Source organism: Staphylococcus sp. Y174-1 (genome assembly GCF_049897865.1).
Taxonomy (GTDB): Bacteria; Bacillota; Bacilli; order Staphylococcales; family Staphylococcaceae; genus Staphylococcus; species Staphylococcus saprophyticus.
Map to the genome: position 1 here is coordinate 307,755 of NZ_JAFCXB010000001.1, position 13,342 is coordinate 321,096.

11 protein-coding genes are annotated in these 13,342 nt (G+C 32.5%); 10 read left to right on the forward strand and 1 reads right to left on the reverse strand.

The window, feature by feature from the left end; genetic code table 11:
- Positions 1-14 precede the first annotated feature (14 nt).
- The 8 genes from recN to ACP7BT_RS01690 all read left to right on the forward strand — a co-directional run bounded on the left by recN (position 15) and on the right by ACP7BT_RS01690 (position 10,068).
- Positions 15-1,697: a DNA repair protein RecN gene (recN, locus tag ACP7BT_RS01655; RefSeq protein ID WP_041080642.1), complete on the forward strand. Its 1,683-nt coding sequence runs from the start codon at positions 15-17 to the stop codon at positions 1,695-1,697.
- Between the two features lie 66 nt (positions 1,698-1,763).
- Positions 1,764-2,660 carry a phosphate acyltransferase gene (locus ACP7BT_RS01660; RefSeq protein WP_041080643.1) on the forward strand — a complete coding sequence of 299 codons (897 nt, stop codon included), beginning with the start codon at positions 1,764-1,766 and terminating at the stop codon, positions 2,658-2,660.
- A gap of 1,041 nt (positions 2,661-3,701) precedes the next feature.
- On the forward strand, positions 3,702-5,123 hold the full coding sequence (lpdA, locus tag ACP7BT_RS01665; RefSeq protein WP_002483212.1) for a dihydrolipoyl dehydrogenase: 1,422 nt from the start codon (positions 3,702-3,704) through the stop codon (positions 5,121-5,123).
- Positions 5,124-5,139: 16 nt separating this feature from the next.
- Positions 5,140-6,138, forward strand: a complete 999-nt coding sequence (locus ACP7BT_RS01670; protein WP_041080645.1) for a thiamine pyrophosphate-dependent dehydrogenase E1 component subunit alpha — start codon at positions 5,140-5,142, stop codon at positions 6,136-6,138.
- Positions 6,131-7,114 carry an alpha-ketoacid dehydrogenase subunit beta gene (locus ACP7BT_RS01675; protein WP_002483214.1) on the forward strand — a complete coding sequence of 328 codons (984 nt, stop codon included), beginning with the start codon at positions 6,131-6,133 and terminating at the stop codon, positions 7,112-7,114. Before ACP7BT_RS01670 ends, ACP7BT_RS01675 begins: the two co-directional genes overlap by 8 nt.
- Before the next feature lie 12 nt (positions 7,115-7,126).
- A complete protein-coding gene (locus ACP7BT_RS01680; protein WP_041080646.1) occupies positions 7,127-8,410 on the forward strand; it encodes a dihydrolipoamide acetyltransferase family protein in 1,284 nt (427 codons plus the stop codon).
- A 234-nt stretch (positions 8,411-8,644) separates the two neighbouring features.
- Complete coding sequence (brxB, locus tag ACP7BT_RS01685) at positions 8,645-9,082, forward strand: bacilliredoxin BrxB (protein WP_002483216.1); 438 nt, start codon at positions 8,645-8,647, stop codon at positions 9,080-9,082.
- A gap of 11 nt (positions 9,083-9,093) precedes the next feature.
- Entirely contained in the window at positions 9,094-10,068 is a 975-nt protein-coding gene (locus ACP7BT_RS01690; RefSeq protein ID WP_041080648.1) for an aromatic acid exporter family protein, read from the forward strand.
- 242 nt (positions 10,069-10,310) lie between these two features.
- On the opposite strand, the gene prli42 is transcribed toward ACP7BT_RS01690, so the two are convergent.
- Complete coding sequence (prli42, locus tag ACP7BT_RS01695) at positions 10,311-10,409, reverse strand: stressosome-associated protein Prli42 (RefSeq protein WP_150873476.1); 99 nt, start codon at positions 10,407-10,409, stop codon at positions 10,311-10,313.
- Between the two features lie 187 nt (positions 10,410-10,596).
- On the opposite strand from prli42, the gene ACP7BT_RS01700 reads away from it, so the two are divergent.
- Together ACP7BT_RS01700 and gndA are read left to right on the forward strand one after the other, a co-directional pair.
- Entirely contained in the window at positions 10,597-11,733 is a 1,137-nt protein-coding gene (locus tag ACP7BT_RS01700; protein WP_002483218.1) for a M20/M25/M40 family metallo-hydrolase, read from the forward strand.
- Positions 11,734-11,801: 68 nt separating this feature from the next.
- Positions 11,802-13,211, forward strand: coding sequence for an NADP-dependent phosphogluconate dehydrogenase (gene gndA, locus ACP7BT_RS01705; protein ID WP_041080650.1), 1,410 nt, complete (start codon positions 11,802-11,804; stop codon positions 13,209-13,211).
- Positions 13,212-13,342 lie beyond the last annotated feature (131 nt).

Genomic DNA, 13,342 nt, shown 5'->3' on the forward strand with positions numbered 1-13,342 from the left:
GAAGTGTTAAAAGGATGCTCCAAACGCTATCTATAAAACAATTTGCAATTATTGATGAACTCGAAGTTCATTTTGGTGATGGATTAACTGTCCTAAGTGGTGAAACAGGTGCTGGTAAATCAATTATAATTGATGCAATTGGTCAATTAATTGGCATGCGTGCTTCATCTAACTATGTACGACATGGTGCAAAAAAAGCCATTATTGAAGGTATTTTTGATATTGATGAGAGCAAGGAAGCAATTTCTATATTAGAAGCTCTAGATATTGATATCGACGAAGATTTTCTTCTAGTAAAAAGAGAAATTTTCAGTACTGGCAAGAGTATGTGCAGAGTTAATAATCAAATCGTAACTCTACAAGATTTACGTAAGATTATGCAAGAATTACTAGATATTCACGGTCAGCACGAAACACAGACACTATTAAAACAAAAATATCATCTGCAACTTCTTGATAATTATGCTGAAGACAAATATAAGAAATTACTAAATTCGTATGTGGCTACTTTTGACCAGTACAAAGCCAAAAAGAAAGAACTAGAAGATTTAGAGTCTGCGGACCAGGCTTTATTACAACGTTTAGATTTGTTGAAATTTCAACATGAAGAATTACAAGAAGCAAATTTGGTTGAAGGTGAAGTTAAGCAACTCGAAACTGATATTAAACGTATACAAAATTCTGAAAACCTAAACTTAGCATTAAATAATGCACACCTCACATTAACTGATGAACATGCAATAACAGATCGATTATATGAATTAAGTAATCAATTACAATCAATTAGTCATATATTACCTGAAAAATATGATTCATTGAAAGAAGAGGTGGATCAATTTTATTACACCTTAGAAGACGCTAAACATCAGTTATATGATGAATTAACGAATACAGAGTTTGATGAACAATATTTAAATGAACTAGAGTCTAGAATGAATGTACTCAACGATTTGAAAAGAAAATATGGCAAGGATATTAGTGAACTTATTACTTATCAAAGTAAACTGGCTAATGAAATTGATAAAATTGAGAATTATGAAGAAAGTACCTCTCAATTAAGACAAGAAATTGATACGTTATACGATAAAGTAATTAATTTAGGTGAACAATTATCTAAAGAGCGACGTAGTGTTGCACAAACATTAAGAAATCATATTGTAGAAGAAATTCAAAACTTACAAATGAAAGATGCTAACTTAGAAATTTCATTCAAACCACTAGATGTTCCAAATCGTGAAGGTATTGAATTTGTTGAATTTTTAATTAGTCCTAATAAAGGTGAGCCACTTAAAAGTTTAAACAAAATCGCATCTGGAGGCGAATTATCTAGAATTATGTTGGCGCTTAAAACCATTTTTGTCAAAACAAGAGGTCAAACAGCAATATTATTTGATGAGGTTGATTCTGGCGTTTCTGGTCAAGCTGCACAAAAAATGGCAGAAAAAATGAAAGACTTAGCTACTTATATTCAAGTTATATGTATTTCACATTTACCACAAGTAGCAACGATGAGCGACCACCATCTATTTATAAGCAAAGACACTACAGATGACCGTACAACTACACATGTACATGAATTATCTGGCGATGAACGTGTAACGGAAATAGCAAGGATGATATCTGGCGCAAGCGTTACAGAACTCACACGTCAAAATGCGAAAGAAATGATTGAGCAAAACCAACGTTTACGTGAATAAGCAAAATGTAATTTCTTAATTTATTATAAAAATTATTTTTATAAAATAAGAAAGGTGTTGATTTTCATGCAATATCAACATTTAATTGAGCCTAAAAAAGTGTTAAAAGGTGATGTTGCCATTTTATTTGCCAACGATGAAAAAATGTTATCTGTCGTTATAGATGCATTATCGCTAACAGATATTGATGTTTATCTCTATGATACGCAAGACCCTACCGAAATTATCCGGTCATTTGACGTCGAAGTACAAATATTAAATAGAATTCATATCCTAACATTTGAGGATGAGAACAAATTATTTCAACAGTGTGCACATGATTTAGCTACTGGTAAAGTGTCTTTATTAATGAAGGGAAATATTGCGTCTTCAACTTTATTAACATTTGTATTAGGCAATAAAAATTTTGTTGATTATCATGGTTTTTTAAATCACGTAGCATGTTTTCACGTCCCTAATTATCACAAAACGCTTATGCTGAGCGATTCAGCTTTTAATATTAGTCCTACAGTTGAAGAGAAGAAACAAATAATTAATAATTTATCAAAATTTGCAATGTCACTGGGTTATGTAAAATTTAAAATTGCCTTGCTTTCGTCTGTAGAAAAACCAATTAAAAAAATACAATCTTCTTTGGATGCTGTGAAATTAAAGCAAATTTTCAGTCGGAAACAATCGGAATTTTTATTCGTTGATGGTCCTTTTGTATTTGAAAATGCAATTAGTATGCAAAACGTGATTAAGAAAAATATTAAATCGTCGGTTGCAGGGGACGCCGACGCATTACTCGTTTCACATATTGATGTTGGTGATGCATTGTATAAATCATTCACTTATTTCGGAGAAGCACGCGTTGCAAGTTTAATATTAGGGGCAAAATTTCCAATCGTATTAACATCTCGTTCAGATACAAAGCAAAATAAATTAGACTCCTTACTTTTAGCGCTAAAAGTGTTAAACTAACGTAATTTTTCTATTGAAGTGTCATATTATATTTTTCGGGATAGGTTATTAATTTTATAATGCCTTTAATTGATGTAAAATATAAATGGATATCATAAATTGGTTAATATTACCGTAGTTTTGAAAACTTAAAACTTGAATTCATGTAGCATCAATCAATATTTTCACTTTAAATGAACCAAGGTATTCCGTATAACATTAAAAATTAAATTACAGTTGTGTTTATGATATGGGGACGTCCTGACATTCTATTTAACGCAAGTTGATCATTCGCCTAAAATTTTTAAATATGGTGTACATGTAGCGAAACTGAGTGGTATTATTGTTTATAGTTTTAGATGTTCATTAATGATGTTTTTTACCGATGCGCTTATAGTCATTGAGGCATTAATGATTATAACGATAGGAAGATATCTTAGGGAAAAGAATGCCGACATTTTCACGTATTAATTTCAAAAGTGTTTGCTTGATTAAAAGGTAATGTTTATTTAAAGATTTAATCTTGATATCACTGTTATTGACATACTTTTTTGAAATTGTATTACAGTTGGTTCATAAAAAATTGAAAATATATTCGATAACGATGATTAATTATCTAGTACATGACTTTTAAATGTATGTAGCGGGAATGTTCAAAAACCAGATGATACAATTACAATTTTACACTTAAAGAAATGAATCACTTTTTAAGTAAAAAGGTGGTTTCATTAGTGTGTTCTAAACAATTGATTGAATACTACTAATTAACTGAATAATTATCTAAGCCATATAATTAATATATTTTCGATATATGAGTGAGTCAAAAAGTGAAAATCGTTACATGGAGCTACATAGGCGTATTAAGCTGAAACGAGTCGAATGGTTTACATGAGGCATTAAAATTTAAAGAACAGGGTTTAGAAAAATTAAAAATCTTAGTTTCTTGGATTACAATAGAACCTATTTATCCAGGTTACAGCGCAAAGGCAACTATGGCAATAGGTACATGAATAGTATTAACAATAGCTGAAATTGCTGAGGTTTATAGTTAGGAGCAAAAAAATGTCAGAAGAAAAATATGATTTAGTGATACTAGGTGGAGGCACTGCAGGTTATGTATCTGCAATTAGAGCATCACAGCTAGGAAAAAAAGTGGCACTTGTAGAGCAATCGCTTTTAGGTGGAACTTGTTTACATAAAGGATGCATACCGACAAAAGCATTATTAAAATCCGCAGAAGTTATGAGGACAATATCCAATGCTACTGATTATGGTGTGGATGTGGATAACTTTAAAGTTAACTTTTCTCAGATGCAATCAAGAAAAAATGATATCGTCAATCAGATGTTTAATGGTGTAACACATTTGATGGAACATAATAAAATTGATGTGTTTAATGGCGTTGGCCGTATATTAGGTCCTTCTATATTTTCACCTCAAAGTGGTACAGTATCTGTAGAATTTGAAAATGGTGAATCAGAATTAATACCTAATAACAATGTACTTATCGCTACTGGATCACAACCAATGAACTTACCATTTTTGCCGTTTGATCATAAAATCGTCTTATCTAGTGATGACATCTTAAAATTAGAAGCGTTACCTAAATCACTAGCCATTATTGGCGGGGGTGTTATAGGTTTAGAATTTGCGTCTTTAATGACTGATTTGGGGGTAGACATAACGGTCATCGAAGCAGGAGAACGTATTTTACCAACTGAAAGTAAATCAATTGCCAATACATTAAAGAAAGAATTAACACAACGCGGTGTTTCGTTTTATGAAAATACACAACTTACTGAATCGCAAATTACAATTGAAGCAACAGGTATTGATATTAAATTAAATGAAGAAGTCACTCATTTTGAAAAAGCTTTAGTGGCAATTGGTCGCAAACCAAATACTGAAGATATTGGCTTAAATAACACAAAAATAAAATTGTCTAATAGCAATCATATTATCGTCAATGAATTCCAACAAACAGAGGACAAACATATATATGCAGCAGGTGATTGCATTGGAAAGTTACAACTTGCTCATGTAGGTTCTAAAGAAGGTACTACAGCAATTGAACATATGTTTGATAAATCACCTTTACCATTGGATTATAATAAGATGCCAAAATGTGTGTACACACAACCTGAAGTAGCGAGTATTGGACAAAATCTAGAACAAGCAAAAGCGAATAACTTAAATGCAAAAGCTTTTAAAGTGCCGTTTAAAGCGATTGGTAAGGCAGTTATTGAAAATGTTACAAATCAAAATGGCTTTTGCGAAATCGTAATCGATCAAGATAATGATACTGTACTTGGCTTAAATATGATTGGGCCTCATGTAACAGAATTAATTAACGAAGTATCATTGTTGCAATTTATGAATGGATCAACTTTAGAACTTGGATTAACAACACATGCCCATCCATCACTTTCAGAAGTGTTAATGGAACTAGGCTTAAAAGTTGAAAACAGATCGATTCACGTTTAATTAAGGAGGAAATAAGATGTTTGATTATAAATCAGTTGGACTTGAAGCGTCCGACTTACAAACGATGTATAAATGGATGGACTTAGGTCGTAAAATAGATGAGCGCATGTGGTTATTAAATCGCGCAGGGAAGATTCCATTTGTCATTAGTTGTCAAGGACAAGAAGCTACTCAAATTGGGATGGCATATGCTATGCGTGAAGGTGATATATCTTCACCTTATTACAGAGACTTAGCATTTGTAACTTATATGGGTATGACAGCATTAGACTCAATGTTGGCTGCATTTGGTAAACGTGATGATATAAACTCTGGTGGTAAACAAATGCCTTCTCATTTTGGGAAAAGAGAAAAAGGTATATTATCACAGAGTTCACCTGTCGGGACACAAATTGTACATGCTGTAGGTGCAGCGTTAGCTTTAAAAATGGATAAAAAACCAAATATTGCAATGGCAACGGTTGGTGAAGGAAGTTCGAACCAAGGTGATTTTCATGAAGGCCTTAACTTTGCTGGCGTCCACAATCTTCCTTTTATTTGTGTAATAGAAAATAATAAATATGCCATATCTGTTCCTGATTCTTTGCAATATGGTGCTGAAAAATTATCTGACCGTGCCATTGGTTATGGTATGCACGGGGAACATGTTGACGGTAATGATCCCATTGCAATGTACAAAGTGATGAAAGAAGCGCGTGAACGTGCATTGAATGGTGAAGGTTCAACACTTATTGAAGCTATGTGTACTAGAATGACTGCGCACTCATCAGATGATGATGACAAGTATCGTACTCAAGAAGAACGAGATGGTTTAAAATCCTTAGACTGTAACCTCAAATTTAAAACATTTCTGCTTGAAGAAGGTATTATCGATGAAGCATGGTTAGAAAAAATCCAAACGGAACATAAAGAAATCGTAAACCAAGCAACAAAAGAGGCTGAAAAAGCACCTTATCCATCTCCAGAAGAAACTTACACACACGTTTACGAAGAAGGGAGCTCAATCAATGCCTAAATTAAGCTATTTAGAAGCAATTCAACAAGGATTAGATCAAGCCATGGCTAAGGATGATGACGTATTCGTCTTAGGTGAAGATGTTGGTAAAAAAGGCGGTGTATTTGGTGTTACTTTAGGTTTACAACAAAAATATGGTGAAGCACGTGTTTTAGATACACCACTTGCAGAATCTAATATTGTTGGTACTAGTATTGGCGCGGCGATGTTAGGTAAACGACCAGTTGCAGAGATTCAATTCGCTGAATATATTTTACCAGCCACAAATCAAATTATGAGTGAAGCTGCAAAAATGAGATACCGTTCAAATAATGATTGGCATTGTCCGATTACGATTCGCTCTCCATTTGGTGGTGGCATACACGGTGCGCTTTATCATTCACAAAGTGTCGAATCTATTTTTGCTAACACACCTGGTCTAACAATCGTAATTCCTTCTACACCTTACGATGCAAAAGGGCTTTTACTGTCATCAATAGAGTCTAATGACCCAGTGTTATATTTCGAACACAAAAAAGCTTATCGGTTATTAAAAGAGGAAGTACCTGAATCTTATTATACGGTGCCAATTGGTAAAGCTGATGTTAAGCGTGAAGGTGATGATATTACAGTATTCACTTATGGACTTTGTGTGAATTATTGTATTCAAGCAGCTGATATGCTTGCTGAAGATGATATCAATGTTGAAGTAGTTGATTTACGTACAGTGTATCCATTAGATAAAGAAACGATTATTGAAAGAGCCAAATTAACTGGTAAAGTGTTGTTAGTTACTGAAGATAATCTTGAAGGTAGTGTCATTTCTGAAGTTGCTGCCATTATTGCAGAAAATTGTTTATTCGATTTAGACGCACCAATTATGAGACTTGCTGGACCTGATGTTCCTTCTATGCCATTCGCACCACCACTTGAAGATGAGTTTATGATTAATCCAGATAAGATAAAAATTAAAATGCGTGAACTCGCAGAATTCTAAGGAGGCACTATAATGGAAATAAAAATGCCTAAACTCGGTGAAAGTGTGCATGAAGGCACAATAGAACAGTGGTTAGTTTCAGTAGGCGATAAAGTTGAAGAATATGATCCACTATGCGAAGTTATTACTGATAAAGTAACTGCAGAAGTACCTTCATCATACGCCGGCACAATTCGTGAAATAATCGTAAATGAAGGTACTACTGTTGCTGTTGACGAAGTCATTTGCATATTAGATGCAGACGACCAAACACTTGAAACTGCCACTGAAAATGAGACAGAATCAGAAACGCAAGATAATACATCAAATGAAGATATTGAAAAAGATCATCAGGATAGTGAATTAACAAATCAATCTGCTAATGCTCAAAGTAATGAAGCTAAAAATAATGGTCGTTATTCTCCAGTTGTATTTAAATTAGCTTCTGAAAATGATATCGCTTTATCACAAGTTGTTGGTACTGGTTTCGAAGGTCGTGTAACTAAAAAAGATATTGAAAAAGCAATCAAAGAAGGTACAAGTAAAACGTCTTCTAATATCATTTCACCTAAAGATTCGCCTAAAGTTTCTAAACAAGCAGTATATAATGAACCATCACCTGGTTCATCTATACCTGTAAATGGCGTTCGTAAACAAATCGCGCAAAATATGGTCAATAGTGTAAATGAAATACCACATGCATGGATGATGGTAGAAGCAGATGCCACTAACTTAGTAAAAACGCGAAATTATCATAAGCAAAGTTTTAAAGAAAGTGAAGGTTACAACTTAACATTTTTCGCATTCTTCGTTAAAGCTGTGGCTGAAGGATTAAAAGCATATCCATTACTTAATAGTAGTTGGCAAGATTCAGAAATCGTTATGCATAAAGATGTGAATATCTCGATTGCTGTGGCAGATGAAGATAAATTATATGTGCCAGTGATTAAAAATGCTGATGAAAAATCAATTAAAGGTATTGCTAGAGAAATAAATGAGTTAGCACAAAAAGCTAGAAATAAAAAATTACGCTCAGAAGATATGCAAGGTGGAACATTCACTGTAAATAATACTGGAACATTTGGTTCAGTTTCATCAATGGGTATCATCAATCACCCTCAAGCGGCGATACTACAAATTGAATCAGTTATTAAAAAACCAGTTGTTATTGATGATATGATAGCTATTCGTAATATGGTCAATTTATGTATTTCAATTGATCACCGTATCTTAGATGGCTTACAAGCTGGTAGATTTATGAATTTCGTTAAAACACGTATTGAACAATATTCAATAGAACATACGAGCATTTATTAATATATAAAATAATTGACCAATGTTAGATAAGAGTATAATCATGTGATATCAAACTTAATGTTATATATCATGTGATTGTGCTTTTTTTATATCATTAATTAAATGAACAGGTTTGATTTAAAATGATTATTTAAATATTAGGAAATGATACAATATAACGCACACCTGTTGAAGTATTCTATATATATTAGTAGAATAAAAGTATTAATCTAGAAATGAAGGGTGAAGTTGATTATGGACTTAAATTTTGATTTATATATGACAGACGTTGTTAATCAAGCTAGAAATGAAATTGAAGAAGCTGGTTATGAACAATTAACTAGTGCAGATGAAGTGGATAATGTATTAAAACAAGAAGGCACTTCTTTAGTAATGGTCAATTCTGTATGTGGTTGCGCAGGCGGTATTGCTAGACCAGCAGCAACACATGCTTTACATTATGATAAATTACCTGATCGTTTAGTAACAGTATTTGCGGGTCAAGATAAGGAAGCAACTCAACGTGCTAGAGATTACTTTGAAGGTTATGCACCATCAAGTCCTTCATTCGCATTGATTAAAGATGGTAAAGTAACTGAAATGATAGAAAGACATCAAATAGAAGGTCATGACGTAATGAACGTCATCACACAATTACAAAATTTATTCGATAATTATTGTGTCGAAAAATAGAGGCGTAAAAAATGATTAGTTTAAATCCCTATAGAATTGGATTTAGAACAATTAAAACTGCTGTTGGAATGGCGCTTGGTATCATTATTGCCAAATTAATTGGCCTTGATAATTTTGCTTCAAGCGCTATTTTAGTTGTTTTATGCATTAAGCATACGAAAGTACATTCACTACAAGCCATTGTATCACGCTTTGTATCTTGCTTTATGATTTTAATATTTGGCTCTATTGCTTTCAGCCTTTTAGGGCAACATGCAATCGTATTAGGCATCATCGTATTGTTTTTTATACCACTAACTGTGGTATTTAAAGTTCAAGAAGGCGTGGTAACAAGTTGTGTTATTTTATTACATGTGTTTAATGCTCAAACAATCGATTTACATTTATTTATAAATGAAATTTTATTGCTCGTTGTCGGATTAGGAATAGCTTTTTTAATGAATAGTATTATGCCTAGTTTAGATAGCAATTTAAAGCATTATAAACAACAAATTGAACAACAGTTCACAGCAATTTTTGAAACATTTAGCAAAACATGTCAAAAACCTAATATATCGATTGATATTTCTTTCAAACAATTAAAATTCACGATTCGTAAAGCAAAATCTATTGCGTTTAGAGATGTTAAAAACCATTTTGTTAGAAACGAAAACTCTTATTATCATTATTTTGATATGAGAGAAGAACAATTAGAATTATTGCATCGTATGGCTTTAATTATAGAAAATATTGAAACAAAGGACTGTATGTTAACTAAGATTTCTAATTTATTTGCCGAAGTAGCTACGAATGTAAATAGCAATGACTATACTGCATTACGTTTACATTCTTTATATGAAATAAGATTAGAACTGAATGAGGCAGAGTTACCCACAACACACGAATCATTTAGAACGAGAGCAAGTTTATTACAATTATTAAATGAATTAGAAGCCTATTTGGCTGTTAAATCACAATTCGGTTCATTAAGGTTACATAGCGATTAAAAAGTTACCATTTAAACAAATCAATGAAACAGGCCGGGACAACAATTTGTCTCGGCCTGTTTCATTGATTTGAGGTATAAGTAACTAAATTGATGATATTTTTAATATGCTTTTCTAATAGCAAATTACTACACTCATATAATTCAAATGAGATTTGAGTAAAGATTATACTCATGTTTCAGTCATTTTAAATGCGATTATTAAATTATATTACTTACACACATTTATTAATACATTAACGATTAATTTACTAATGGCACGACGCTCGTCAAGATTAATGCAAGAACGACAGCTATTAACATAACTACGATAATAACTCTTAATACTTTATTATTATTCAAAATTATTCCTCCAACTTATCTAATTTCATCAATATCATGCACATAGTTAAATACGCATCAATATATATTTATATACATATTATATCACATAGCATCTACATACGTTGAATCATATTAGTTTTACTGCTCTATATAATTCGTTAAACTGAACTATAAGACATATAAATATTAGAATGGGGAATTATAGATGATTAACGAACAACGACTTTTAGACACATTCTTAGAATTAGTCCAAATAAATTCTGAGAGTGGTAATGAACAAATGATTCAATCACATCTCAAATCACAATTTGAATCATTAGGATTATTAGTTCAAGAAGATAATGCTAGTAAAAATGAAAATTTAGGTGCTAACAATTTGATTTGCACTTTACCTGCTACATCAAATTTAGATCATATAGATAAAATTTATTTTACTAGTCATATGGATACTGTTGTCCCCGGTTTAAATGTAAAACCTCAAATTAAAGATGATGGATACATATATTCTGATGGAACTACAATTTTAGGTGCTGATGATAAAGCAGGGTTAGCTGCTATTTTAGAATGTATAAACGTTTTAAAAGAACAAAACATACCTCATGGTCAAATCCAATTCGTTATTACTGTTAGTGAAGAATCAGGACTTGAGGGTGCAAAAGCATTAGATCAAACCTTATTAGATGCCAATTATGGATATGCTATTGATGCCAGTGTTGGCGTAGGTACAACTGTGACACATGCCCCCACTCAAATGAAAGTAAATGCTACAATCTATGGAAAGACCGCACATGCGAGTACCCCAAGTAAAGGCGTAAGCGCGATTAATATAGCAGCTAAAGCAGTAAGTGAAATGAAATTAGGACAAATAGACGACTATACTACTGCAAATATTGGACGATTTGAAGGTGGCTCTGCTACAAATATTGTTGCAGATAAAGTTACACTTAAAGCTGAAGCACGCTCTCATTCAGATAAAAGTATTGAATCTCAAGTACAGCATATGAAAACAGTGTTTGAAGAAACGACAGAAAAATATGGATGTACTTCTGAAGTTGAAATCATTAAGAGCTATCCTGGTTTTAAAATTCATGACGAAGCTACAGTAACTCAAGTAGCAAAGGCAAGTGCAACTGCATTAGGCTTAAAACCTAACACTGTGATGGCAGGTGGAGGATCAGATGGTAATATCATTAATCAATTGGGAATTCCTACTGTTATTTTAGGCGTAGGTTATGAAAACATTCACACAACTGAAGAACGCATGCCAATAAATGCTTTAAATTTATTAACAAAACAATTACTTAAAATTGTAGAAATAATTACTCAACAATCTACGAACTGATTAAGTGATTATTATTATCGCTTTGTGATATAATATAATAGAAAACTTTAATAAGAGAGGTTAGTTAAATGACACAACAAATTGGTGTAGTAGGTTTAGCCGTAATGGGTAAAAACCTTGCTTGGAATATTGAATCTCGTGGATATAGTGTTTCAGTATTTAATCGTTCTTCAGAAAAAACTGATGAAATGGTTAAGGAATCTGAAGGAAAAAACATACATCCAACATACTCTATAGAAGAATTTGTTAATTCTCTAGAAAAACCACGTAAAATTTTATTAATGGTTAAAGCTGGTCCAGCAACAGATGCAACAATTGATAGCTTATTACCATTATTAGACAATGATGATATATTAATTGATGGTGGTAATACAAACTATCAAGATACAATCAGACGAAATAAAGCACTTGCTGAAAGTGGCGTTAACTTTATCGGCATGGGTGTATCAGGCGGAGAAGTTGGCGCGTTAACTGGTCCTTCATTAATGCCTGGTGGTCAAGAGGCTGCTTTTGAGAAAGTAAGTGACATATTAGAATCTATCTCTGCCAAAGCAGATGATGGTGCTGCTTGTGTAGCTTACATTGGACCAAATGGCGCTGGACACTACGTCAAAATGGTTCACAATGGTATTGAATATGCAGACATGCAATTAATTGCTGAAAGTTATGCAATGATGAAAGATTTACTTGGTATGTCTCATGAAGAAATTTCTCAAACATTTAAAGATTGGAACGCTGGCGAATTATCAAGTTATCTAATTGAAATCACTGGTGATATCTTTACAAAATTAGACGATAACGCTGATGATGCTTTAGTTGAAAAAATACTAGATACAGCTGGTCAAAAAGGTACTGGTAAATGGACTTCAATTAACGCTTTAGAATTAGGTATTCCATTAACAATTATTACTGAATCAGTATTTGCGCGTTTCATTTCATCAATTAAAGAAGAACGTGTAAATGCTTCAAAACAATTAAATGGACCTAATGCTAAATTCGAAGGTAATAAAGATGAATTCTTAGAAAAAATACGTAGAGCACTATATATGAGTAAAATTTGTTCATATGCACAAGGTTTTGCTCAAATGAGAAAAGCAAGTGAAGATAACGAATGGAACCTAAAATTAGGCGAATTAGCCATGATTTGGCGTGAAGGTTGTATTATTCGTGCGCAATTCTTACAAAAAATTAAAGAAGCTTATGATAATGATACTGAGTTACAAAACTTATTATTAGATCCATATTTCAAAGATATTGTAACTAATTATCAAGACGCATTACGTGATGTTGTTGCAACTGGTGTACAAAATGGTGTTCCAACACCTGGTTTCTCTGCAAGTATTAACTATTATGACAGTTATCGTTCAGAAAACTTACCAGCTAACTTAATTCAAGCACAACGTGATTATTTTGGAGCACATACTTATGAACGTAAAGACCGTGAGGGTGTCTTCCATACACAATGGATTGAAGAATAATACGATTTTAAAATTCTAATTGTATTTGTATCATAGAGGAGTCCAAGACATTATTGTTTAAATAATAATGTCTTGGCTCTTTTTTTATATGCTAGTAGATTTTAGAGAAAGAAAAAATATTTTTGCGCAAA